Genomic DNA, 24,442 nt, shown 5'->3' with positions numbered 1-24,442 from the left:
TGGTCAGCGACAGCTTTCTGATCGTCTCCACGGCATCTTCTTGCCTAGATCTTGAGCCGGTAGCCCATCACCAGCTCGGCCCCAGCGGGCTGGAAGTCGTACTGCGGCGCGCGCACGAAGCCTAGCCGCTCGTAGAGGCGGATGGCCGCCCGCAGGCTGTGCGAGGTGTGCAGGCCGATCTCGCTGGCCCCGGCCCGCCGCGCCCGCCGGATGCACTCGTGCACCAGGGCCTCGCCCAGGCCCTGCCCGCGCGCCTCGGGCGCGACGGCCAGCATGCGGATCTCGGGCGCGCCCTGGCCGCCCGCCGCGCCGCCGTAGGCGTTGGCCTCGGGCGAGAACAGCAGCACGCTGGCCACCACCGTCCCGCCGTGCTCGGCCACGATCCGCTCGGCAGGCTCTTCCGACCCCAGCGCGCTGCGGATGGCCTCGTGCAGCCCTTCCCACGCGCTCGGCTGCATCGCCGCCGCGTGCTCGGCGTAGGCCCGCAGCGTCAGCTCGCGGATGATCGCCCGCTCGTCGGGGCGGGCGTCGCGGATCAGGGTTTCGCCGATCACGAGAGCGCCTCGCGACCATGCGGCGCATCCCAGTCCACGGCGGGGCCTTTCGGTACGATCCTCGTTGGGTTGATCTGATCGTGGGTCATGTAGTAGTGGCGCTTGATATGGTCGAAGTTGACCGTCTCGCCAAACCCTGGCCGCTGGTAGAGGTCGCGGGCGTAGCCCCAGAGGCTGGGGTAGTCGACCAGACGCCGGATGTTGCACTTGAAGTGGCCGTGGTAGACCGCGTCGAAGCGCACCAGCGTGGTGAACAGCCGGATGTCGGCCTCGGTCAGCTGTCCGCCCACCAGGTAGCGCTGGCCTGCCAGCCGCTGCTCTAGCCAGTCGAGCCGCGCGAACAGCGCATCGACCGCCTGCTCGTAGGCCTCCTGGCTGGTGGCAAACCCGGCCTTGTACACGCCGTTGTTCACATCGTGGTAGATCAGGTCGCTCACCGCGTCGATCTCCTCGCGTAGCGCCTCGGGGTAGAGGTCGGGCGCACCAGCGCGGTGGTAGCGCGTGAACTGGGTCTCCATGTCGATGGTGATGTCGGGGTAGTTGTTCGTCACCAGGCGCTGGGTGATGCGGTCCCAGAGGCAGGGTACGGTATAGCGCCCGGTGAAGCTAGGGTCGGTGCGCAGGTAGGCCTCGGAGAGGAACAAGAAGCCGTTTACGGGGTCGGGGCCGTGGCCCGGCCCCTCGCGGAAGGCCCAGCCGCGCTCGTCGCGGATGGGGTCAACCACCGACATGCTGATCACATCCTGCAGCCCCAGCAGGCCGCGTACGATGATCGAGCGATGCGCCCACGGGCAGGCCAGCGAGACATAGAGGTGGTAGCGCCCCGGCTCGGCTGGGAATCCCGACGAGCCGTCGGCGGTGATGCGGTCGCGGATGCGGTAGGCCTGGCGCACGAAGGCTCCGCTGTCGCTGGTCTCGGCGGGGAACTGGGCCGAAGTGGTCATGTTTTTCTCCTCCTCTTGTTAGGCGATGCTTCCGATGAGCTGGAAGAGCCGCGACTGCTCCTGCGCCGCATCGCCCACCGCCGCGCTGGTGAGGAGCAGCTCGTCGATGCCCTGGTCCAGCAGTTCGCGGATCTGCTCGCGGATCTGCTCCTCGGTCCCCGCGATCACCAGGGCGTCGGCCAGCTCGTCGCTTACGCCGCCGCCCTGCGGCACCGGGTAGCCTGCGGCGGCGAACATCTTGGCGTAGAATGGCAGCGTGGGGTAGTATTCCAGGCCTTTGCGCATGGCGGCACGCACCGCATCCCGATCGGTGCTGAGCGAGATCCAGAAGTGGGCCACCAGCGTGGGTCGGGGGCGGCCTGCCTGCGCGGCACCATTGTGCAGGGCGGGCAGCGCCACATCGCGTAGGTAGGGGATCGGGCAGTTCCACGAGATAGCGCCATCGGCGTGCTGGCCCGCGTGGCGGAACGCCTGCTCGCCCAGCGCCGAGACCAGCACGGGTACATGAGCGGTGGGGGCGCTGGACAGTTTGGCTGTTAGGTACTTGCCGCTGAAGTCAACCGCACCATCGTGCAGCGCCGCCCGCACGATCGTCACATACTCGTCGAGATGGGTTAGCGGCTCGCTCATTGGGATGCCGTAGATCGGTTCGATGATCGGCTTGTGGCTTGGACCGATGCCCAGCCGCAGCCGCCCCGGCCCCAGCGCATCGACGGTGGCGGCCTGCTGGGCCATTACCAGCGGGTGGCGCGGGTAGGTCGGCACGATAGATGTGCCCAGCCGGATGCGCGATGTCTGGCTGATCGCGGCGGCGTAGAACGTCAGCGCGTCAATAATCCTGGGGTTCTGGGTCATCCACACCTGGGCCACGCCTGCCGCCTCGGCCTCGCGGATGGTGTCGAGCAGTGCCGGGGCGCTGGGGTTGCCGATAGAAATGCCGATCCGATCACGTATTTCTCGCTCTTCCGATGCTGATGTGGTCATGTTCATGGTCTCTTTCTGGCTGGCGTGCACTGCGCCAGTTTGATCGAAATTAGGCTATACTTACGTAAGCTGATTACCTAAGTATACACGAACGTCAACCATCCGCAGGAAGTATAGCAGAGAGAAGAGATGCGATGATCCCACTTTCTATCCTCGACCTCACGCCAGTGAGCGCGGGCAGCACTGGCCCGCAGGCGCTGCAGAACACGCTCGATCTGGCCCGCCGCGCCGATGCGCTGGGCTACACCCGCTACTGGCTGGCCGAGCACCACAACATCGTGAGCGTGGCCAGCACCGCGCCCGAGGTGCTGATCGGCCAGGTGGCCCGCGAGACCACGCGCATCCGCGTTGGCTCCGGCGGGATCATGCTGCCCAACCACGCCCCGCTGCACGTGGCCGAGACCTTCCGCACGCTGGAGGCGCTGTTTCCTGGCCGGATCGACCTGGGCCTGGGCCGCGCCCCCGGCACCGACCAGCTGACTGCCTACGCCCTGCGCCGCTCGCGCGAGGCCCTGGGTGCCGACGACTTCCCCGCGCAGCTGGCCGAGCTGCAGGCCTTCGGTGCGGCATCCTTCCCCGACGACCACCCCTTCCACACGATCATGGCTGGGCCGCCCGATGTGGCGCTGCCGCCGATCTGGGTGCTTGGCTCCAGCGGCTTTGGCGCGCAGCTGGCCGCCGAGCAGGGCCTGGGCTTCGCCTTCGCGCACCACATCAACCCGCACGCCGCTGTGGCCGCCGCCCGCACCTATCGGCAGAACTTCCGCCCCTCGCCATGGCTGGCCAAGCCCCAGGTGATTGTGGCCGTGGCCGCCGTGGTCGCCGAGACCGACGAGCTGGCCCGCGAGATCTCGGCCTCGCTCGACCTGGTGTACCTGCGGCTGCGCGGCGGTCGCCCTGGCCGCATCCCGAGCCCCGCCGAGGCCCGCGCCTACCCCTACACCCCCGCCGAGCGCGAGGTTGTCCAGTCCATGCGCGCGCCGCAGCCGGTGGGCAGCCCGGCCACCGTGCGCGAGCGCCTGCTAGAGATCGCCGAGCAGACCCAGGCTGATGAGCTGATGGTCAACACCACGCTCTACGACCACGCCGCCCGCGTGCGCTCGTACGAGCTGCTGGCCGAGGCCTGGGCGCGCTAGCCCCAGCGCCCAGGTGAACATCGTATCACAGCGCCGCGTTCGCTCTGCTCCGCCTAGCGCCTGTAGAAGAACTATACGGACGCTGGGCGGAGCATTTTGAGCAAGATAGATGATTGACACCGCTGGGCAAATATGCTACGCTCAGCACACAGTTGGGGGTCATATATACCCACTATTTGCTGTGATTGTTCGTTTATTGATATAGATATGTGCCGCCCTCTTGTCGAGGAGATCACGTTCTATGGGTGAGTTTTCAAAGCGCAGTCGCATGCGGGCACCGCGGGTGGTGTCCTCGATATCCCCCTCGGTCGCGCCCGACCGCCCTTTTAGCGCTGCTCCCATCCAGCGGCGCTCCGCCGCGCTGGCGACCCACAGCTTTGGCAAGGTCGCGCTCCATGGCCGCTCGTCGCGGCCGGTGCAGCGCCGCTCGGGTGGCGGCTCGCAGCCCCAGGCCGCCTCGCAGCCCAGCGCCGAGGGCACGGCCACCACGCTTCCCAAACATGTGAAATCCGGGGTTGAGCAGCTCTCGGGCGTGCCGATGGATGATGTGCGTGTCCACCTCAACTCCTCGGCCCCTGCAGATGTGGGCGCGCTGGCCTACACCCAGGGTGCCGATATCCACGTGGCCCCTGGCCAAGAGCAGCACATCGCCCACGAGGCCTGGCACGTGGTGCAGCAGAAGCAGGGCCGCGTGCGCGCCTCCACCCAGTTCAAGGGCGTCGAGATCAACGACGACGCCGGGCTGGAGGCCGAGGCCGACGCGATGGGCGCGCAGGCCATGCGCCTCGGCAGCAGCGCCGAGGAAGCCCCAGCCATGCGCCAGGGCGAGCATGAGGTTGAGGGGGCCGAGAACGCTCAAGGTGCCGAGGAGACTATCGCCAGCGGCCCGGTGCAGCGCCGCGCCGACCCCAAGGCAGGCCCGATCAACCGCCAGTCGGTCGAGGGCGCGCTCTCCATGGCCAACGTCGAGGGCAAGAAGCCAGAAGAGCAGGTGAAGGCGCTGCTTCAGGCCCACGACGACACCTTCGTCTACGGCAAAGACCCCAAGAACGACGAAGAGATGGAGCGCATGGGTAGCTCGAACTACCTGCTGGAGCGCAAGCTCAACTGGCAGCAGGAGCTGCTGAAGATGATGGAGAGCCTGCCCGCCGAAGAGGCCGCCCCCGCGATCGAGAGCGAGGATGAGGCCCAGGCACTGGCTGCCCAGGCAGCCCAGTCCGAGTCGGCAGAGGCCCAGGGCGATGACAAAGAGCTGGCCGCCATGCGCTATATGCAGATGGCCTCGCAGCTCTTCGAGGCGGGCAAGCTCACCCAGGAGAAGGCGATGGACGTGATGTCGTTCGCTATCTCCGATCTGGTCAGCGGCGAGGAGTACACCATCCCCGAGTCGCTCGAGTCGTTCCTTGACGCGGTAAAGACGCTTGCGCCATGGAAAGATCTCGACCTGAACCTCACCGACCCCAAGGCCTCGCTCGACACCTGGCTTGAGCTGGTGGATCACAACACCGAGAAGGTGATGTACGAGCAGAGCCGCAAGACCCTGGTCGATATGCTCAAGGCCCAGGATTCGGACTACAAGGTCTTCAAGACCATGGTGAGCCTCGGCAAGAAGCTCTACCGCGGCGCGCAGGAGAGCTAGTCCGCTGGCGGTGCTGGTCGTCGATGGCACGCATCCTGCCACGCCACAGCCTATAGGTACAACGACGTAGCGGCGGCCCAGCTGGGCCGCCGCTGCTGTTCTTTTTCGCAGAAGCGCTTATAGGTGGAGGATGGTATGCACGTGCGAGTTGGCTGCGAGTTCGTGATCGAGAGCGAGACCCCAACGCCCACCGCCGCCCTGGTGCGCCCGCGCGAGCGCGGCTGGCACACCCTCCTGACCGAGCGGCGCGAGATCGCGCCAGCGCTGCCCGTGCGCGCCTACGCCGACAGCTTTGGCAACCAGGTCTGGCGCTGGGTCGCCCCTGAGGGCCAGATGACGATGCGCTACGATGCGGTGGCCGAGGTGCCCGACGACGCCGACCCGGTGCGCGTCGATCTGCCTGGCACCCCCGTGGCCGCCCTGCCTGACGATGTGCTCGTCTACACGCTGCCGAGCCGCCACTGCCAGTCCGATCTGGTGATGGGCGACGCCTGGAGCCTGTTCGGCGAGGTTCCCGATGGCTGGGCCAGGGTTCAGGCGATCTGCGACTGGGTGCACCAGAACATCGAGTATGGCTATGGTAATAGCACATCAATCACATCCGGGTACGATGTGTACCAGCAGCGGCGCGGGGTCTGCCGCGACTTCGCCCATCTCTCGGTCATGTTCTGCCGGGCGATGAACATCCCCGCCCGCTATGTGTGCGGCTACCTGCCCGACATCGGCGTGCCCGAGAACCCGACGCCGATGGACTTCCACGCCTGGTTTGAGGCGTATGTGGGCGGATCGTGGCACACCTTCGATGCCCGCCACAACACCCCGCGCATCGGGCGGGTGCTGATCGCGCGCGGGCGCGATGCGGTGGACACCGCGTTTCTCACCAGCTATGGGCCGAGCAAGCTGGTCGGCTTCACCGTCTGGGCCGATCAGCTTCGCGAGGACGACCAGGGGGTTCCTCTCCAGCAAGTTGAGGTGCATCAATGAAAAAGTTCAGCTCAGCCAACCCTTCGCCTTCTGAAGAGGCCATGTTCATCGACCACCAGAGCGTGCGCTGGAGCAGTGTGCGCTCCTCGTCGTACTGGCTGCACAAGCGGTTTCACTACGCCTACCCCGGCCCCATCCGCGAGCTGCGCCAGCGCCTGGTGGTGGTGCCGCCCGAGCAGTATGGCGACCAGCGGCTGAGCAGCTTTGCGGTGCATGTGCTGGGGGCCGAGCATACCGCCAGCAGCGCCTTCGACATGTTCGGCAACCGCGTGCTCTCCTTTCACCTGCCCCAGGTCGAGCGCGAGGTCACGTTCGAGGTCAGCCTGGCCCTAGAGCGCGTCGGCTCGCCCGACCTGCTGCCCCACCTCAGCGATGCCCAGGCCCGCGCCTTCCGCGCCGACACGCCGCTGACCGCTCCCGATCACCGCATCGCGCAGGTGGCCCGCGAGCTGGCCGCCCAGCACCGCGACCCACTGGCCCTGGCCGAGTCGATCAACACCTGGGTCTATGGGGCGATGCGCTACGGCGCGGGCGCGACCACCGTACAGACCCCCGCCGCCGAGGCGCTTGCGATCGGCGAGGGCCTCTGTCAGGACTACACCCACATCATGCTGTCGATCTGTCGCGCCGCCGGTCTGGCGGCGCGCTACGTTTCTGGCCACCTGCTGGGCGAGGGCGGCTCGCACGCCTGGCTCGAGGTGCTGCTGCCCCAGGGCAGTGGCTGGGTGGCCATGCCCTTCGACCCCACCAACCACCGCCGCGCCAACCTCAGCTACATCACCATTGCGGTGGGCCGCGACTATGGCGATGTAGCCCCTACTTCGGGCAGCTACATCGCGCCCTACCAGGGCCTGCTCACCGCCAGCAAGCGCGCTGGCTTGGTACGCGTGGAGTACGCGGTGGCTTAGCCTTTTAGCCTTACAGACAGGCGGGCCGGGATCGGGTTCTACCTCGATCCCGGCCCGCCTTGTTGTTATCGCGTGCCCCTGCGTGCTAGCGCCCGCGCAGCCGTGGGTCGAGCAGGTCGCGGATGCCGTCGCCCAGCAGGTTGAAGCTGGCCACCACCAGCAGCATGGCCACGGCAGGGAACGAGGCCAGCCACCACTGGGTGGCTAGGTAGTTGCGGCCCTCGCTGATCATCACGCCCCACTCGGGCGTGGGTGGCTGCGCCCCGAAGCCGATGAACGACAGGCCCGCCACCGACAGGATCGACCCGCCTAGGTCGAAGCTAGCCTGCACCAGCAGCGGGGCCAGCGAGTTCGGCAGGATGTGCCGCAGCAGGATGCGCCACTGTGGTACGCCTACCGCCCGCGCCGCTGAGATGAACTCCTGCTCCTTGAGCGTCAGCACCTGCCCGCGCACCAGACGCGCGTAGATCGGCCACGAGACCGTGATGATCGCGATCAGCGCGTTCTGCAGGCTCGGCCCCAGCGCCCCGGCGATCGCCATCGCCAGGATCAAGCTGGGGAAGGCGAAGAATACATCCGTGACCCGCATCATCAGCTCGTCGGCCCAGCCACCTAGGTACCCGGCCAGCAGCCCGATCAGCGTGCCGATCACGCTTGATACTAGCACCACGCTCAGGCCCACGAACAGCGAGATCCGCGCGCCGTAGATCATGCGGCTCAGGATGTCGCGCCCGAGCTTGTCGGTGCCCATCAGATGCGCCGGAGAGGGCGGCTTGAGCCCCTGGATGATCTCCTGCTTCAGCGGATCTTGGGGGCTGATTAGCGGCGCGGCCACCGCCACGATCAGGAAGAAGACCAGCAGCACCATGCCGATGGCGATGGTCGGCTGCCGCAGCATCCAGCCGAGCGTGCGCGCCAGCGGCGAGCGCCTGGGCGGGGCCTGCGCGGCCAGGTTGAGATGTGAGGCTTGCATAGATTACCCAATCGAGACACGCGGGTCGAGCGCGTTGTAGCCGATGTCGACCAGCATGTTAATCAACGGATAGAGCACCGCCGCGATCAGCGTGACGCCCATCACCGCCGGGAAGTCGAGGCTGGTGGCGGATGCGGTGGCGTAGCGCCCCACCCCCGGCCACCCGAAGATTGTCTCGGTGAGCACCGCCCCCGAGAGCAGGCTGCCGAATGTGATGCCCACGGTGGTGAGCACCGGAATCATAGCGTTGCGCAGCGCGTGCCGCACGAACACCGCGCGATCGCGCAGGCCCTTGGCGCGGGCGCTGCGGATGTAGTCCTGGCCCAGCACATCCAGCATGGCGGATCGCGTCATGCGCAGGATGACGGCGGTGGAGTAGTAGCCCAGCGTGACGGCGGGCAGGACCATGTGGGCGATGCTGTTGCGGAACGCGGCCCAGTCGCCCGCCAGCGCGCTGTCGATGATGTACATGCCGGTCACGTTCGGCGGCGGCTCGATCAGGGCATCCAGCCGCCCGGGGCCGGGCAGCCAGCGCAGTTTGGTGTAGAACAGCGTTAGTCCCAGCAGGCCCAGGAAGAAGATCGGCAGCGAGCCGCCCACCAGCGCCAGCGTGCGCGCCAGGGCATCCACCCAGCTGTTGCGGCGCACCGCCGCCACCAGCCCCAGCGAGATGCCCAGCGCCATGGCCACCACCATCGCGCATAGCGCTAGCTCCAGCGTGGCCGGGAAGTAGTCGCGCAGGTCGTCGGCCACAGGGCGGCGGGTGCGGATGGACATGCCCAGATCGCCGTGGGCCAGCCGCCAGACATAGGTGAGATACTGCTGCACAGGCGGCTGATCCAGCCCGTACTCGGCGCGGAAGGCCTGGATCTGGTCATCGCGCGCGTTCTGCCCCAGCGCGGCCACCGCCGGGTCAATGGGCACCAGCTGCGAGAGCACAAAGGTGATGATCGAGACGCCGACCAGCACCAGGGCGAAGCCCAGCAGGCGTCGGATGAGGAAACGAAGCATAGCGTTTTCCAGGCTATGGTGCGGGGTGACGCAGAGAAAAAGAGAGACAGGGGCGCGATAGCCGCGCCCCTGTGTTGCCGTCGGCGGTACGGTGGGTGCCCGCCGCTACTTCTTGCTGATCGTCCAGAACCAGATGCTGGGCGTGCTGGCCGCCGAGTACTGGAAGCCGCTGATGCTCTTGCTCACGCCGTAGGCGCGGGTAGGCTGGTAGAGCATGGCGTAGGGGCCCTCGTTCAGCACGCGCTCGGTCACCTGCTTGTACAGCTCAAGCCGCTTGTTCGAGTCCTGCTCCACGGCGGCCTGCGCGCCCAGGTCGCCGATCTCCTTGTTTTCCCAGCTGTTGCGCCAGGCGATCGACTTGGCCGCAAAGTTGGTGAACGGGGTCACGTTGCCATCCGGATCGGGGAAATCCGGCCCCCAGTTGATCAGCACCAGCTGGCCCTTCTGGGCGCGGTAGGTGTTCAGCAGCTCGGACTGCTGGATCTGCTTGATGGTGATCTTCAGTCCGATCTTGCCCAGGTCGTCCTGGATCTTGGCGGCCAGCAGGCTCCACTCGATGCCGCCCGGCGCGGGGCCGGTGGGCACCAGCAGCTCCAGCTCGGTGTTCTCGGCCACGCCGGCCTGGGCCAGCAGCCCCTTGGCCTTCTCGATGTCCTGCTTGAAGGGCAGCTCGCCGGTGTGTCCGAACAGCCCCGAGGGGATGATCTCCTGCGTCACCGTGCCGTTGCCGCCCAGCAGCGTTGTGATGTCGTCGTAGTTCAGCGCGTAGCGGATGGCCTGGCGCACCTCGACCTTATCCAGCGGCGCGAAGGTGGCGTTCATGCCGATGTAGACCAGCAGCGTGCTCTCGGCCTTTACGATGTCTACGTTGGGGTTGCCGCTCAGCGCCTGCACCTGCTCGGCCCCCAGATCCTGCACGATATCGGCGTCGCCGGTCTCGATCGCCGATTGCAGGTTGGCCAGCTCGGTCACGTTGCGCATGATCACGCGCTTGATCGCGGGCGCGCTGCCCCAGTAGTTGGGGTTCACATCCAGCACGTTTTGGGTGTTGCGCTCCCAGCTGCTCAGCACATACGGCCCGCTGCCCGCCGAGTGGTCGTTCAGCCAGCTCGACCCCATGTCGCTGCCTGCGTTGGCCTCGACGGTGGCCTTTTCTACCACACCGGCCACGCTAAAGCTGATCACCGAGAGGAACACCTGCGGGCTGACGGTCTTAGCCAGCTTCACCTCGAAGGTCTTGGCGTCGACGGCCTTGAAGCTGTCCTTCTTTAGCCCGCCCACATCGCTCAGCAGGAACGCGGGCGACTTGTTCAGATCCAGCACACGGCCCCACGAGTAGGCCACATCCTCGGCGGTCACAGGGTTGCCGCTCGCAAACTTAGCCTTCTCATCTAGCGCAAAGGTGATGGTCCACCCGTCGTCGGTGCCCTTGACATCCCACGATTTGGCTAGCGACGGGCTGACGGTGGTCTGCCCTGGTACCAGTGTCACCAGCGACTGGTAGATGTTGCCCACCACCTGAATGCCGCCAAACTCGTAGACCACCGCAGGGTCGAGCGAGATCTGGTCGGACAGATCGGCGGCGAAGATCAGCGTCTCTTTTGCATCCACGCTGCCGCCCTCGGCGGGCGCGGCGGATGCGGCTGGGGCAGCGGTGGCCGCTGCCCCGGCGGTGGTGGCGGGCGATGGCTGCGAGGTACTTGTCCCACCCCCGCACGCGCTGAGCAGCGCGCCGAGCGAGAGGATGATGGGGAACGAGCGCACGTGGGCAATCCTCCGAAGCATGGGGAGTCCTTTCTAACGTCCAGGGGATTCTGGCCGCCAGCGCTGGCGTTGTTCACGGGATGCTGCCTCTGCACAGAAGGTGGCTCGGGCGACGTTCATTGTCGGCGAGGTTCCAACATTGTGAGTATTATAGGCGGGCGTCGCATCCAATGTCAAGGTTTGTTAACCCAGCGTACTTCATTTTTGCCCATTCTAGTGCCTTGCTTACCCTTGCACCCAGCCCGTAATCGTCTGCAACAGCAGGTAGGCGTTCAGCCCGGCGATCACCAGCGCCATGCCCCAGGCCACGAGCTTGAGCCAGGTGGGGTTGGCGAACTGGCCCATCTTACGCTTGTCGCTGGTGAACATCACCAGCGGGATGACCGCGAAGCTCAGCTGGATGGACAGGATGACCTGGCTTAGCACCAGGAGCTCGCCGGTGCCGTGCTCGCCATACAGCGCTGTGACAATCACCGCCGGGATGATCGCGATCATGCGTGTGATCAGGCGTCGCAGCCAGGCGGGCAGGCGGATGTTGAGGAAGCCCTCCATCACGATCTGCCCGGCCAGCGTGCCGGTGAGCGTGCTGTTCTGCCCGGATGCCAGCAGCGCCACGCCAAACACCACGCTGGCGAAGGTCGCGCCCAGCACCGGCGTCAGCAGCTGATAGGCGTCGCTGATGTCGGCCACGCTGGCGTGCTCGGTGCCGTAGAATGCCGCCGCCGCAGTCACCAAGATAGCCCCGTTGATGAAGAAGGCCAGCAGCAGCGATACGGTCGAGTCGATGGTGGCGAAGCGGATGGCCTCGCGCTTGCCCTCGGGGCTGCGCTCGAAGCGCCGCGTCTGGATGATGCTTGAGTGCAGATAGAGGTTATGCGGCATCACCGTGGCCCCCAGGATGCCGATGGCGATGTAGAGCGCCGAGGGGTTGGTGATGATCTGCGGCGCGGGCACCAGCCCCGCCAGCATGCCCGAGACCGAGGGCTGCGAGGCGATGATCTCGTACAGGAAGCATCCGGCGATCACAAATACCAGCCCGCCCACCAAGCTTTCGATCAGGCGGAAGCCCTTGTGCTGCAGCAGCAGCACCACCAGCACATCCAGCGCGGTGATGATCACCCCGGCCACCAGCGGGATGCCAAATAGGAGGTTGAGCGCGATCGCCGAGCCGATCACCTCGGCTAGGTCGCAGGCCGCGATCGCGATCTCGCACAGCACCCACAGCACTAGGGCCACGGGCCGCGAGTAGTGGTCGCGGCAGGCCTGCGCTAGGTCGCGCCCGGTGACGATGCCGAGCTTCAGCGACAGGTGCTGCAGGATCATCGCCATGAAGTTCGAGATCAGAATGACCGAGAGCAACATATACCCAAACTGCGCGCCGCCCGCTAGATCGGTCGCCCAGTTGCCAGGGTCCATATACCCGACCGAGACCATGAGCCCCGGCCCAACGAACGCCAGCATCTTGCGCCAGAAGCCTGCGCCCTGGGGGACATGTACGCTGGAGAAGACCTCGGGCAGCGAGGGGGCGTGGCGCTCATGCCGCCACGCCCCCTTTGGCTGTGATTCGGTTGGCGGAGTGATGGTGGTTGCCGACATAGCTGACTCCTCTCGACAAATGCATATTTAGGCTGGCCTAAATATTACATGGATAGGGAGAAAAGTCAAGACATGTTTTGGCAAAAAGTCTGATTTCGCCTGCGCTACAGCGAAGGGCGGGCGCAGCAGCGCTGCACCCGCCCTTCGCTGTTCATCCGCGCGGCGCTAGGCCCGCTCGGCCTCAAGGTTGATCACCTGCTCGGCCAGCTGGGTCAGCTTCTTGTCGGCCATCCCTTCCTCATCCAGGGTCTGCTGGAGGATGTCGACACACGATTGATCGCCCAGCTGGCTGGCGTAGGTGCGCACGCAGCCATAGCCTGCGATCTCGTAGTGCTCCACGCGCTGGGCGGCGGCGATCAGGCCCGCGTCCCTCGCGGCGGGGTCGCCCTTGGCCTTGATCATCTCCTCGCCCTCTTTGATCAGACCCTTCATGGCCTTACATGTCTGGCTGCCGGATTTCTCGCCGATCTGCTTGAAGATCTGCTCAAGCCGCTTGACATGGGTCTTGGTCTCGCCCAGGTGCTCCTGGAAGGCGGTCTTCAGCAGCGGGTTTGTTGCCGCCTGGGCCATCAGTGGCAGGGCCTCTACCAGCTGTGTCTCGGCGCTGTAGAGATCCTGAAGCTGCTCGATATAGAGGTCACGCAAGGTTTCGACGCGCATACCATCCTCCTTTGCATCTCTGCTTGTCGTCACACGCTTGTGGTTAGGGCAACAACTGTGCCGCCATACCGAGCGGCGTGCCTCGCCCCGCCACAGATTCTCGGGTGCTGTGGTATCCTGTGCCTCGGTTTTTTGCACAGCACAGAGGCAGGCAGAATGACAAAGCGCAAATACTACGCGGTGGTCCGCGGCAAGCGGCCCGGCATCTACGACGCCTGGGATGGCCCCCAGGGCGCAAAGGCCCAGGTCGAGAGCTTCCCGCAGGCGGTCTACAAAAGCTTCCCCACCGAGACCACCGCCGAGCAGTGGTACCGCGAGCGCGGCGGCCCCATCCCCATCGCGCACGTGCGCAGCCTGCCCCCGCCGCCCCCGGCCTCCGCCGCCTTCCCCGCAGGCCTGGCCCCCGAGGATCAGCTGCTGGCTGGTCGGGTGGTGATCTTCACCGATGGCGCGTGCACCGGCAACCCAGGGCCGGGCGGCTACGGCGTGGTGCTGCGCTACCGCGACAGTGTGCGCGAGCTATCGGGCGGCTTCGCCCGAACCACCAACAACCGCATGGAGATGCTGGCCATGGTCGAGGCGCTGGCCTCGCTCAAGGGCCAGCCAGCTATCACGCTCTATAGCGACTCGTCGTATGTGATTGATGCCCTGCAGAAGGGCTGGGCCGTGCGCTGGCGGCGCGATGGCTGGCAGCGCACGGGCGATGCAGGCCGCGAGGATGTGAAAAATGCCGATCTATGGCAGCGCCTGCTGCCGCTCTACGAGCAGCACGATGTCACGCTGGTGCAGGTGAAGGGCCACGCCGGGATCGCCGACAACGAGCGCTGCGACCAGCTAGCCGTGGCCGCCTCCCAGCGGCGCGGCCTGCCGCCCGACCCCGGCTTTGCGGCGGGCGGGCGCTAGACGGCACCAGCGCCGCTCGCCCAACCTTCGCAAAACATCAGGATAGGCGCAGGTGGATTGACAGGACGCAGATGCGCAGGATCGCTAGACTAGGTGGCAAGAAGTCTGCTACCGAAAGAGGTCTGCTATGCGATTTCACGCCGCCATGCGCCCCATCTTGGGCAGCGCCTGCGCCCTGCTGCTCTGCTCTATCTACGCTCTAGGCATCCACGCCCAGGCCCGCGCCGATGAGTACAGTCTGTTTTTGCCCATGACTACCGCGCCCAGCCCCTTCACCCACCGCTGGTATACGCTCGATATGCAGAGGGCACAGTGGCAGGAGCTAACCATCACCAGTGATGATCAGATCCTGCATGTCGAGGAGCGCTGGGATTGCATCCGCCCGATGTACTGCACCGTGCTCAGCGGCTCGTTGCCGCTGGCCAACGCCCAGGCCAGCACGGTCGAGCTGTCGCTTTCGGGCACCAACGACATCATCGCCCCCCAGGTCATCACCGAGACCCAGCGCCTAGAGCTGGTATCGCCCACGGTGCTGCGCATGACCCGCTCGCCCGAGAGCGCCGCGCCAATCGTGTACGATTTCCAGCGCTGTGCCAGCGATGAGCCTGGCGGCGCGTGCTATTCGGAAGAGCTGGCGCGATAAGCCTTTTTACCCCGACGCCGGGGCTGCTATGGCGGAGCGCCTGCCTACGCCGCGCCCCGCTGGTGCGCATAGGCGTGCTCGTCGGCTGGCAGCGCCAGCCCGTGCTGGGCCAGCAGCTGCGCTGCCGCATCCCAGGCCTGCCGCGCCAGCCCCGCGTCGTAGGCCAGCGGCTCTGGGGTGAGCCGTTTAGGATTGGGCAGTATCGCACCATGGGCCGCGCTGGCATCGGCCATGGCCAGCAGCCGCACGATGTTCTGTGCCGAGACCTCGGGTGTGACCGCTATCAGGCGGTAGAGGCCCCACACCCAGCCTTTCAGCGCGGCGATGTGGGTGGTGTGCGTCGCCCCCACACTGGCCAGGGTTGCGGTGATCGGCCTGCCCGCCCAGCGGCGGCGCAGCTCCTGCACATGCAAGCCTGTTAGCTTGTGGGTGTTGGAGATAGCCCGCACCGCGCTCCAGCGCTGGCCATCCATCGCCAGGTTGGCAATGTCGGGCATGCCCCACGGCAGCGCCTTGCCAACCACATGGATGATCCGGCCATCGCCCGAGGCCGCCAGCAGGTCGCCCAGCAGCCGGTCGAGCGCATAGCGCATCAGGTACTGGCTGGCGAAGATCGCCTCGACCCCATCGGCGGTGGTGGCGCGCTGGAACTGAAACATGGTGGCGGTGTGCACTAGCCCGTGCAGCGCGGGCCGCCACTGCCCGATCTGCTCGGCGGCCCTGGCCGCGCCCGCCGCCGTCGAGATGTCGGCGGGCAGCCATGTGGCATCGCGCCCGCCCGCCGCCCGCACCGCCTGCTCGGCGGCCCGCCCCCGCGCCGCATTGCGCCCCACCAGTAGCACCGCCGCGCCACGCCGCGCCACTGCCTGTGCCGCCGCTAGGCCGATGCCGCCCGTGCCACCCACAAATACCATGTTCGTATGATGAAGATCGCGCTCGTCTACCATGTTCTGCTCCTTGCCGCATCGGGATGCGCCCGCTATACTACGTGCTCAAATGGTAGCGTCCAGCGCCCCGGCCTTCAACCGACAGAATGGGCGCGCTGGCGACTAAGCGACAAAGAGGCGGATATGTTGTCGAAACACGAGCGGGCCGACCCGCGCGCGACCCGCACGCGCATGTGGCTGGTGCAGGCCTTCGAGCAGCTGGTGGAGCAGCAGGACTTCGCCGATGTGACGGTGCAGGCTATCGCGGCGCAGGCCTCGGTGAACCGCGCCACCTTCTACGCCCACTTCACCGACAAAAGCAGCATGATGGATGAAGTGTTCCGCGAGCGCTTTCACCAGCTGCTCGCCCAGCGCATGCCTGCGCCGCCGCCTACGGCGGAAGATCTGACCCAGGGCATGTTTTTGGCCCTGGCCGATGGCTGGCGCTGCATCCCACGGCGCTGCAATCACGTCTATCTACGCCACGCCGCCGAGTTTGAGGCTAAGCTGGAGCTGATCATGCGCGACGAGGTGGATGCCTGGCTCACCCGCCAGCCGGGCTTCCGCACCATGCCCGCCGACCAGCGCGGTGTGGCCGCCGCCCTGGCTGCTGGGGCCATCTACGGCGCCGCCGCCCAGTGGCGCTCCGGTGGTATTGCTACCCCGCCCGATCCAGCCGCCCACATGGCCAGCACCGCTGTGGCCACGCTGCTGGCCGCGCTGCGCCCCGCTGTGCCCGAGCCTGCCCGCCCCTAGCCTGCGGCTGGCAAAGCAAGGGCGGGGGTGGTGCCAATAGGAATGGCACCGCCCCCGCCCTGCCGCGCACATGTGTTGGCCCCCACCGCACGGCCCCGTGATGAGCTTGATGAGGATGCACCCTAGGCGATACGCCTGGATAGCGCCGCAGAGCTAGGCAGCATGAGCACAGCCAGACTTGCGTTACATCCGGCTGTGCTCATGCTGCTTTCTGTATGCGCGCCTGAGGTTGGGCTTCCGTCGCCCTGTTCGCATAACGGGAAGAGGCGCAGCGCTATCGTTGGGTAATAGCGCGGTAGGCCCAGGTGCTATAGTTGAGCTAAGAAATTATCACGACGCAACGGGGCCACCCATGACAACATCTGCCGAGACGCTACTTCAAGACATGATGGACAGCCTGCCCATGCTGGCGGTCATCTACGAGCGCCTGCCCGATGGCGCATACCGCATGGTCGCGGGCAGCACGCCTATCCTGCACACCCCGGCGGGCGAGTGCAACGTGGGCAAGCTGATCACCACCATCCTGTGCGAGGATGACGCCGCCCGCGCCACCGCCGATTTCGAGCGCTGCCTGGCGGAGGGTGTACCACGATCATCGGTGGAGCGCTACACCATGAATGATGCCACCGCAAGCAGCCTGGGCAAGACGATCTGCACCGAAAATATCTGCGTGCCGCTGCCACAGCACCCTGGACAGAACCGACAGATCATGATCCTGCTGAAAGATATTACCGCCCAGATGCAGCAGGAGCAGCAGGAGCGCGAGCACCAAGAGGCGCTGATCGCCCAGCAGGCGGCGGCGCTGGCCGAGCTTTCCACCCCGCTGCTGGCGATCACCGACGAGACGGTGGTGATGCCGATCATCGGCACGGTCGACTCGCGCCGCGTGGTGCAGATCATGGGCGCGCTGCTGGAGGGCGTAGCCGCCCAGCACGCCCGCACCGTGATCCTCGATATCACCGGCGTGCCGATTGTCGACACCCAGGTGGCCAATGCGCTCATCCACGCCTCGCAGGCGGTGAAGCTGCTGGGCGCGCAGGTGGTGCTCACCGGCATTCGCCCCGAGGTGGCGCAGACGATCGTGGGCCTGGGTGTGGAGCTAGGCGGGGTGGTCACGCTCAGCTCGCTGCAGAGCGGTATCGCCTATGCGCTGCGGCGCTAGGGCCGCCCCGCTTGTCTTCGCGTAGAGCCTGTGGTGGCAGCACCGCAGGCTTTTTGCTGCTAGCACTAAGAAGGCCGAGAGGCAGGCTGCCCTTACCCCGCAGCCTGCCTTTCAGCCTTCGCTTGTCATATCGCCCGCATCATGGTAGATGGCCTCTATAGGCGATCTACCGTAGGGGCGCGCTACTTGGCCTCGAAGTGGCTCCAGGCGTAGCCCCCCGAGTAGCTCACGTACCACGAGCCATTGATCTTTGCGGGCAGCTGGCTGGGCGTGGTGTACTTGTTGGCGAAGCTCACGCCGTTGATCGTCAGGCTAGTCAGATTCCACGAGTTGATGTAGCTCGGGATGCTGTCGATTTTCCAGCAGTAGCTGCCCGCGCCGTCGAAGCTGAATGGGGCGGCGACTGCGGTGGCCGGGCTGCAGGCCGCGCCGCTCAGCGGCGTGGCGGTAGGCGTGGTGGGCGGCACCGGCGTGGCGGTGCGGGTGGGCGTGGCGGTGCCGCTCACCGGTGTGGCGGTGCGGGTGGGCGTGGCGGTGGCGGTGCGAGTGGGCGTGGCGGTGCCGCTCACCGGTGTGGCGGTGGGCACAGTGGTACCTGCACCGCGCAGCACGGCGCTCAGCGCGCCCTGGTCGATGACTGCGCCGGTGCTGCGGTTGAACAGTGCGAAGCCGTTGCTCTGCGAGGGCAGCACACCGTTGTCCCAGTAGAAGGTCTTGATGCCGTTCTTGGCGGCGGCTTTGTTGGTGTACTCCAGGTAGTACTGCCGCGAGGCCAGGTCGAGATTGGGCCGCGTGGCCACGCCATACTCGCCGATGATCACCGGTACGCCCTTGGCGACCCACTTGGCGTTGACGCGGGCGAACAGGTCGTCGACGTAGCTTTCCTGCGCCCACGAACAGGCGCTCTGGGCCGGGTAGGGCGCGCCCCAGTAGAGGCAGCTGCCGCTCATGTTCAGGGTGTAGTCGTAGGGGTCGTAGTGGTGGATCTCGACCATCAGCCGGTTGCTCACGGTGTCGGTGGGCAGGGTGAAGTAGTCGAGGCCGTGCCAGGCGTTGGTGTTGTAGGTCTGCACGATCAGCGTGCGGGTGGCGTTGTTGCCGCCGGTGGCGCGCACCGCGTTCACGAAGGTCTGCAGGTACGACTGCTGCACGGCGATGTTCTCGGCGGTGGGCGTGCCGTAGCCGTCGTGCACCTCGTTGGTGCCTGCGAACAGCAGCCGCTCGTCGTAGCTCTTGAAGTAGTTGGCGATCTGCGTCCAGTAGGACTGCTGCTTGGCGTTCACCGCTGTCTGGTACGAGTAGAGCGGGTGCTCCTCCAGCCAGCCGCCATCCCAGTGGATGTTGATGATCACGTACATGCCTTGGCCGTGGGCGTAATCTACCACCTCTTTCACGCGGGCCAGCCACGCGGCGTCGATCTGCATGGTGGTCTGGTTGGCGTGGCTATCCCAGGCGGCGGGGATGCGGATGGCGTTAAACCCGGCGGCCTTCACGCTGCTGATCAGCTGCTGGGTGACGGCGGGGTTGCCCCAGTTGGTCTCGCCGCCGGGCACCTCGAGCGAGTTACCGACGTTCCAGCCGACCTTGATCTGGCTGGCCACCTGCGCGGCGGTGGGCAGAGTCTGGGTCTGGGCGCTGGCTGCCGCTGGCAGCACCAGCGCCAGCAGGCACAGGCATGTGCGGAAGATTGATAGAAACGACGTTGTTCGCATAGTTGGCTCCTCTTCAACCAGCATAGCGTATCTGCTATCGCTGCTGCGTGCTGCTCTGCGACATGCGGCCACCTGCCCGCGCATAGCTCGCGCAGGTGGCCGCATGTCGCATGATAGGCACAGCGTAACGAGCGGATCTTAGCGATGGGGCGTCACGGCAGCGTCACGGCAGCGTCACGGCTGGGGTGGCATGCAGAAGGGCTGAAGGGCGGGCAACGGAACTAGGTGCGGGCTAGCGAGGGGGGCGGCGGCAGGCTTGTGGGGCGAGCCGCTGCTGACCGCCTTTATCTCGGGTGTTGCTGGAATGTTGTTAGGTAGTTGACATGCGTCGCCATAACGTGTAGATTCAAAAAGCCTTCCATACTAGGACAAGATGTAGCATCAACCTATCGTTTTCCTACGAGCGGCGTATTAGAAAGAGCGCTTTTCGCTCGTTCATGGAGCAAAGCGTGTGCTCTGATCTATGGGGCAGGGTGATGCTGTGAGGCTATGCCCCCAGCCACCCCGCTGCGCGCTTCGCGCGTGCGCCCACCACCGGGGGATGGTATAGCACCGCATAGCGAATCTGGCCATACTTGAGCGTTATAGCCGCAGATTCGCATCGTTTACGCGGCAGCATTGGATCATTTTGCCCCACCCGCCGCAGAAACCACTTGCAGAGCACGAGGCGGCTGATGTCTTTCGCCGCAGCAGCAAAGGAAGTAGACACAGGTATGTGTCTTCGTGGTAAGGGGGCCGAGGATGGCTGAGCTGTGTGTGCGACTGTTTGGCAGGATGCTTGTCCAATACTGCGGGGCGACGATCGCCGGCTTCGAGCATCGTAAGGTTCAGGAGCTGTTCTGCTACCTGGTGCTGAACCACCAGCAGATCCACGCGCGCGAGGTGCTGGCCACGCTGCTGTGGTGCGACAGCCCCACCGCGCAGGCGCGCAAGCAGCTGCGCCACACGCTATGGCAGCTGCAGACAGCGCTTGAGCAGGCGGGCACGGCGGGCACGGCGCTGCTGCTGGTTGAGCCAGAGTGGGTGCAGGTGAAGATCACGCCGCTGGTGTGGGTGGATGCGCTGGACTTTGGCGCTGCCGACGCGCGGGTGAAAGATACCGCGCCAGCGCAGCTGAGCGCCGCCGACGCACAGCTGCTCGATCAGTCGGTCCGGCTGTACCAGGGCGACCTGCTGGAGGGCTGCTACCAGGAGTGGTGCCTGTACGAGCGCGAGCGCGAGGTGATGCGCCTGCTGGGCATGCTCGACCGCCTGGTGCAGCACTGCCTGGCGCACGGGCGCTACGAGGCCGGGGTCGGCTACGGCGAGCGTATTCTGCGCCACGACCGCACGCGCGAGCGCACGCACCGCCACCTGATGCAGCTGCACTACCTCGCCGGGGATCGCAGCGAAGCGCTGCGCCAGTTCCAGCGCTGCTCGTCGGCGCTGGCCGATGAGCTTGGCATCGAGCCATCGCAGCAGACGCTGCACCTTGCCGACCAGATCCGCGCCGAGCGTCTGGAGGTGGAGCGCCCCGCCCCCATCGGTGCAGCGGCCCCGATCGGCCAGATCGTCGGCGATCTGCGCCAGATGTGGTCGGCGCTGAATGTGCTGCAGCAGCAGATCAAAACCTACATCGACGCTATCGAGCGCGCCCCGCGCGACCCACACTGACCATGGTGCAGGCGCTGGCCGCGGTATACTCGGGCAGGGCTGGCCCGAGCAGAGCCTGGATCTGCTGGGGTGCGCGGCGCTGCCAGCCCGCGCTGGCGGTGCGCTTCGGCGCGGTGTTGCCGCCGTGGATGAGGCCCACGTACAGGTGCAGGTCGGCCAGCGGCAGCAGGCTCCCCGGCGGCAGCCCCCACAGGAAGCGGGTGTCCTCGCCGATGCCGATCGGCGCGAAGGGGCGCTGCTGCCAGAGCGAGCGCTGGTAGAGCAGCGTGTTGCCCGCGACCCAGCGGCGGCCCGGCGCGGTGTGGCGGTAGATCCAGGCCGCCTCGCTCTGCGGGTCGTAGTAGAGCAGCTGGCTCATGCCGCAGGCCCCGGCCCCCTGGCGCAGCAGCGCGGCGACTTGAACCCCCAGCCGCTCGGGCGACATCCAGTCGTCGTCATCCCAGTGGCAGATCAGCTCGCCTTGGGCGGCCTGGCAAGCGATGTTGCGCTTCTGGCCCAGCACGGTGCGCTGCGGCAGGCGGATATAGCAGATCTGCGGATCGCCCCGCACAAGGTCGTCGATCGGATCATCGCCATCATCCACCACGATCAGCTCGCGGTGGGGGTAGCGCTGCCGCTGGAAGCTACGGATGGCCAGCGCCGCGAGGCCGCGCCGATCGGCGGTGGGCATGATGCAGCTGACCAGCGGGGTCGGCCCCGCCGCACCGGCCTGGGCGCGGGCCTGGTAGAAGGCGCGATCGGGCGCGAGCTGGGCTGGCTCGGCGGCGGGCAGCCAGCCGCCATCCTCGGGCGCGCCGCAGCGGAACGACCAGCTGTTGCTGCCGTGGCGCAGGTAGATGAACAGGCGCTCGCCATCAACGCGCTGCAGTCGCGCCCCATAGCGGATGGCCTGGCGCAGCAGCGCGGCATCCTCGGCCAGCGAGCGGTCGGGGTAGCGGGCGGTGCGCTCCCAGATCTGGCGGCGGTAGACCAGGGTGCCGCCGTGCACATCCTCGATAAACATGCTGCGGTGCAGGTCGGGCGAGCAGCGCCAGAACGACCATGTGCCTAGGTCGAAGACCTCGGCGGTGAGCAGCGCGGTGATGTCGGCCCGGCCAGCCGCCAGCGGGGCCACCTGGGCGCTCAGGCGGTCGGGGCTGTACCAGTCGTCATCATCCCAGTGTGCGATATACTCGCCGCTGGCCAGCGCGCAGGCGTGGTTGCGCTTGGCCCCAATGCTGCGCTGCTGGCTGTGGTGCTGGTAGCGGATGCGCGGGTCGTCAGGCAGCTGCTCGGCCAGGCCCGGCGCGCCGTCGTCGATGATGATCAGCTCGCTCTCGGGGTAGCTCTGGCGCTGGAAGTAGCGCACCGACTGCAGCACGTACTCGGGGCGGTTGCGCGTGGGCATGATGCAGCTGACCATGGGATGTGAGGGTGCCGATATGATCGCGCTCGCGCGGGCGGGCGGCGTGGCTGGGCCGGGCTGCGCGCCCTGGTGCCCAAAGAGCGCGTGCGGGGCGAAGTGCTCGCAGCTGTCGCCCCGGCAGTGCGGCTCGTAGTCGGCGCGCCGCCCGCTGAGCCGCAGCGCGCAGAAGGAGTCTTGGTAGCGGCGACGGCTCTCGACCATCCTGCGGTGGTCCTCGCGCTGCCTGCGCGGGGTGGGGGGCAGGCGGTGGACGTAGGCCCCGCGCACCCAGACGCCCTGGAAGCCCAGCCGCGCCGCCCGCACGTTGTAGTCCATCTCCCAGCAGGGGCCGAGGCCGTAGCCCTCGTCGGCGGGGCCGACCGCCCGCACGGTGGCGCGAGTGACGGCGTAGCAGAAGTCGGCGAGGCTGTAGAGCGGCTCCAGGGTGCTGGTGGCGCTGCCAAACTGCCGCTGGGCCGCCCGCGCGGCGTCGGCGATGGCCTGCGGGGTGGGCTGGGTGTTGGGGAAGGCGGCCTGCTCGTTCCAGCAGCGGTTGGTGGATGGCCCAGCGAGGCCGTGGCCGGGGCTGGCTTCGAGCGCGGCCAGCAGGTGATCGAGCCAGCCGGGGCCCACCAGCGCGCCGCTCTCGATTAGCACTAGCACGTCGGCCTGCGTCGCGGCGATCAGGCGGTTGAAGCAGGCGGCGGCGCCCAGCGGCTCGGCGGTGGCGTGCTGGGGGATGCCGCCCAGCCGGGCCAGCAGCGCCCTGGCGGGGGCGTCGGGGCCATCGGGCAGCAGCAGCAGCTGGGCGGCGGCGGGCGTGTGGGCGCAGAGCGCCCGCAGAGTGGCCTGCAGCTGATCGGGCTGGGCGTGAACCATCACGCCAATGCAGACGGTGCGCATAGGCGCTGCTCCTATCATCGCTATGTATCTATGTCGTGGCTACAGAAAGGTATCGGTGCCATACCACGCGAACGGGTGGACGAGGTGCAGGCAGCGCAGCCCAGGCACCTGGGCGGGTCGCAGGCCATGCTTCTCGCACTGCTCGATAAACAGGCTGTCGGCGTGGGCGAAGTGGTTGATATGCTGCGGGTAGGGCACGCGCTCAAGCAGGCGGCGCGGCACCACCTGCAGGTAGCCCCACGGCGCGCGGTCGACCCAGCTGCGGTGCGCGTGGCGAAAGAGCTGCGGGAAGTCGTGCAGGCCATCGGCCCGCCCGGCGAGCAGCGCGTCGGTCTGGGCCTCGCTCAGGTGGTAGCGCTCGCCGTAGTGCAGCGCTGGCCGGGCGGAGCGCAGGTGGGCGTGCAGGGTGGCCAGGGCGCTCGGCTCAAATAGGCAGTCGGCGTCGGTGAACAGCACCCAGCGCCCCCGGCTGCTGGCGACGGCGCGGTTGAGCATGGCCCCTTTGTTCATGGCCATCGCCTCATCGATAGGCACCTCGCGCAGGGCCACGTGGGGGTGGCTGCGGGCCACCGCGCCCAGGTGCTGGTAGCAGCCGTCGTCGCTAGGCGGGGCGGCCACCAGCACCTCGTAGCTGCCCATGGGCATGTGCTGGGCGCACCAGTTGCGCAGCGTCACCCGCAGGCGCTGCAGGAAGCGGTTGCACGTGAGGATGACCGAGATCTCGCAGGCCGTGGCGGGCAGCTGCTCGACCCGCACCTGCGAGAATTCGGCCTCGGCAGCGTTGTAGGCCTTGAGGCACAGCTCGCCATCTAGCAGGTCGGCCACACCAGCGATCTTCGCATCCCACCAGCCGCGCAGCTGCAGCTCGCCATCCACCAGAAACCGCCAGCAGCCGCTGCCCTGCTCCACCTCAAGCCGCAGGCGGTGCGAGCCACCATCCAGCGGGGTGAGGAAATCTTTGTAGGGGCCGAGGCTTAGCCCGGCTAGCTGAGCGTGGCCCGAGGCCGTGGCCTCGATGGCGAAGCTGCCAAGCGCGGCCATAGTCTGGGGGCCGCAGCTGCGCCAGGCCAGCGCGCTCCACTCGGCACCGCGCGCGGTGAGGCGGTCGCCGCGCCACTCCCACCCGCCGCCCTCGGCCACCTGCCAGCGCTGCTGGGCCTCGGGGTCGCCGTGGGTGGCGCGCCCCCAGGACTGGGCCAGCTGGTCGAATGTGCTTTCTCTGCTCAGGGCAAGGGCCATGGGCGGTG

Annotated in this window: 21 protein-coding genes; 9 read left to right on the top strand and 12 right to left on the bottom strand. The window is 67.0% G+C overall.

The genetic code is table 11. From position 1 onward, the window contains the following. Positions 1–44: 44 nt before the first annotated feature. The 3 genes from F8S13_17980 to F8S13_17970 are packed head-to-tail and all read right to left on the bottom strand — an operon-like array spanning position 45 to position 2,482. Complete coding sequence (locus F8S13_17980) at positions 45–761, bottom strand: GNAT family N-acetyltransferase (protein KAB8141633.1); 717 nt, start codon at positions 759–761, stop codon at positions 45–47. After that, complete coding sequence (locus F8S13_17975) at positions 551–1,498, bottom strand: glutathione S-transferase family protein (protein KAB8141632.1); 948 nt, start codon at positions 1,496–1,498, stop codon at positions 551–553. Before F8S13_17975 ends, F8S13_17980 begins: the two co-directional genes overlap by 211 nt. 18 nt (positions 1,499–1,516) lie before the next feature. Further along, positions 1,517–2,482, bottom strand: coding sequence for an LLM class flavin-dependent oxidoreductase (locus tag F8S13_17970; GenBank protein KAB8141631.1), 966 nt, complete (start codon positions 2,480–2,482; stop codon positions 1,517–1,519). Between the two features lie 134 nt (positions 2,483–2,616). Here F8S13_17970 and F8S13_17965 point away from each other — a divergent pair, with 134 nt between their 5' ends. From F8S13_17965 to F8S13_17950, 4 genes are all read left to right on the top strand, one after another. Further along, on the top strand, positions 2,617–3,618 hold the full coding sequence (locus F8S13_17965; GenBank protein KAB8141630.1) for an LLM class flavin-dependent oxidoreductase: 1,002 nt from the start codon (positions 2,617–2,619) through the stop codon (positions 3,616–3,618). A 241-nt stretch (positions 3,619–3,859) separates the two neighbouring features. Next, the gene (locus F8S13_17960) at positions 3,860–5,257 is read left to right on the top strand and encodes a DUF4157 domain-containing protein (GenBank protein KAB8141629.1); all 1,398 of its coding nucleotides are present in this window, start codon (positions 3,860–3,862) and stop codon (positions 5,255–5,257) included. A gap of 135 nt (positions 5,258–5,392) precedes the next feature. Further along, complete coding sequence (locus F8S13_17955) at positions 5,393–6,241, top strand: transglutaminase family protein (protein KAB8141628.1); 849 nt, start codon at positions 5,393–5,395, stop codon at positions 6,239–6,241. Further along, positions 6,238–7,149, top strand: coding sequence for a transglutaminase family protein (locus tag F8S13_17950; protein KAB8141627.1), 912 nt, complete (start codon positions 6,238–6,240; stop codon positions 7,147–7,149). The genes F8S13_17955 and F8S13_17950 overlap by 4 nt, the downstream gene beginning before the upstream one ends. Before the next feature lie 85 nt (positions 7,150–7,234). On the opposite strand, the gene F8S13_17945 is transcribed toward F8S13_17950, so the two are convergent. The 5 genes from F8S13_17945 to F8S13_17925 form a co-directional block, all read right to left on the bottom strand. Next, a complete protein-coding gene (locus tag F8S13_17945; protein ID KAB8141755.1) occupies positions 7,235–8,047 on the bottom strand; it encodes an ABC transporter permease in 813 nt (270 codons plus the stop codon). A gap of 78 nt (positions 8,048–8,125) precedes the next feature. Next, the gene (locus F8S13_17940; protein ID KAB8141626.1) at positions 8,126–9,133 is read right to left on the bottom strand and encodes an ABC transporter permease; all 1,008 of its coding nucleotides are present in this window, start codon (positions 9,131–9,133) and stop codon (positions 8,126–8,128) included. 105 nt (positions 9,134–9,238) lie between these two features. After that, complete coding sequence (locus F8S13_17935) at positions 9,239–10,918, bottom strand: ABC transporter substrate-binding protein (protein ID KAB8141625.1); 1,680 nt, start codon at positions 10,916–10,918, stop codon at positions 9,239–9,241. Between the two features lie 204 nt (positions 10,919–11,122). Continuing rightward, positions 11,123–12,493: a divalent metal cation transporter gene (locus F8S13_17930; GenBank protein KAB8141624.1), complete on the bottom strand. Its 1,371-nt coding sequence runs from the start codon at positions 12,491–12,493 to the stop codon at positions 11,123–11,125. Positions 12,494–12,658: 165 nt separating this feature from the next. Beyond that, complete coding sequence (locus F8S13_17925) at positions 12,659–13,153, bottom strand: ferritin-like domain-containing protein (protein KAB8141623.1); 495 nt, start codon at positions 13,151–13,153, stop codon at positions 12,659–12,661. A gap of 156 nt (positions 13,154–13,309) precedes the next feature. On the opposite strand from F8S13_17925, the gene rnhA reads away from it, so the two are divergent. Together rnhA and F8S13_17915 are read left to right on the top strand one after the other, a co-directional pair. Then, positions 13,310–14,056 (top strand): ribonuclease HI, encoded by a 747-nt coding sequence (rnhA, locus tag F8S13_17920; protein KAB8141622.1) that lies wholly within the window; start codon positions 13,310–13,312, stop codon positions 14,054–14,056. A 127-nt stretch (positions 14,057–14,183) separates the two neighbouring features. Beyond that, a complete protein-coding gene (locus tag F8S13_17915; GenBank protein ID KAB8141621.1) occupies positions 14,184–14,699 on the top strand; it encodes a hypothetical protein in 516 nt (171 codons plus the stop codon). A gap of 44 nt (positions 14,700–14,743) precedes the next feature. Here F8S13_17915 and F8S13_17910 read toward each other — a convergent pair whose 3' ends face one another. Next, a complete protein-coding gene (locus F8S13_17910) occupies positions 14,744–15,646 on the bottom strand; it encodes an SDR family NAD(P)-dependent oxidoreductase (protein ID KAB8141620.1) in 903 nt (300 codons plus the stop codon). Here F8S13_17910 and F8S13_17905 point away from each other — a divergent pair. Both F8S13_17905 and F8S13_17900 read left to right on the top strand, forming a co-directional pair. Continuing rightward, the gene (locus F8S13_17905; GenBank protein KAB8141619.1) at positions 15,620–16,381 is read left to right on the top strand and encodes a TetR/AcrR family transcriptional regulator; all 762 of its coding nucleotides are present in this window, start codon (positions 15,620–15,622) and stop codon (positions 16,379–16,381) included. The genes F8S13_17910 and F8S13_17905 overlap by 27 nt on opposite strands. Positions 16,382–16,733: 352 nt before the next feature. Beyond that, a complete protein-coding gene (locus tag F8S13_17900) occupies positions 16,734–17,543 on the top strand; it encodes an STAS domain-containing protein (protein KAB8141618.1) in 810 nt (269 codons plus the stop codon). A 182-nt stretch (positions 17,544–17,725) separates the two neighbouring features. On the opposite strand, the gene F8S13_17895 is transcribed toward F8S13_17900, so the two are convergent. After that, positions 17,726–19,360: a glycoside hydrolase family 5 protein gene (locus tag F8S13_17895; protein KAB8141617.1), complete on the bottom strand. Its 1,635-nt coding sequence runs from the start codon at positions 19,358–19,360 to the stop codon at positions 17,726–17,728. 636 nt (positions 19,361–19,996) lie between these two features. Between F8S13_17895 and F8S13_17890 the strand changes: the two genes are divergently transcribed. After that, the gene (locus tag F8S13_17890) at positions 19,997–20,908 is read left to right on the top strand and encodes a hypothetical protein (protein ID KAB8141616.1); all 912 of its coding nucleotides are present in this window, start codon (positions 19,997–19,999) and stop codon (positions 20,906–20,908) included. On the opposite strand, the gene F8S13_17885 is transcribed toward F8S13_17890, so the two are convergent. After that, positions 20,877–23,195: a glycosyltransferase gene (locus F8S13_17885; protein KAB8141615.1), complete on the bottom strand. Its 2,319-nt coding sequence runs from the start codon at positions 23,193–23,195 to the stop codon at positions 20,877–20,879. The genes F8S13_17890 and F8S13_17885 overlap by 32 nt on opposite strands. A 39-nt stretch (positions 23,196–23,234) precedes the next feature. Continuing rightward, positions 23,235–24,434 (bottom strand): glycosyltransferase family 2 protein, encoded by a 1,200-nt coding sequence (locus F8S13_17880; GenBank protein KAB8141614.1) that lies wholly within the window; start codon positions 24,432–24,434, stop codon positions 23,235–23,237. Positions 24,435–24,442: the final 8 nt, after the last annotated feature.

It is taken from the genome of Chloroflexia bacterium SDU3-3 (assembly GCA_009268125.1).
GTDB lineage: Bacteria > Chloroflexota > Chloroflexia > Chloroflexales > Roseiflexaceae > SDU3-3.
Note: the sequence above shows the minus strand (reverse complement) of the source record. Positions and strands in the feature narration are given on the sequence as shown.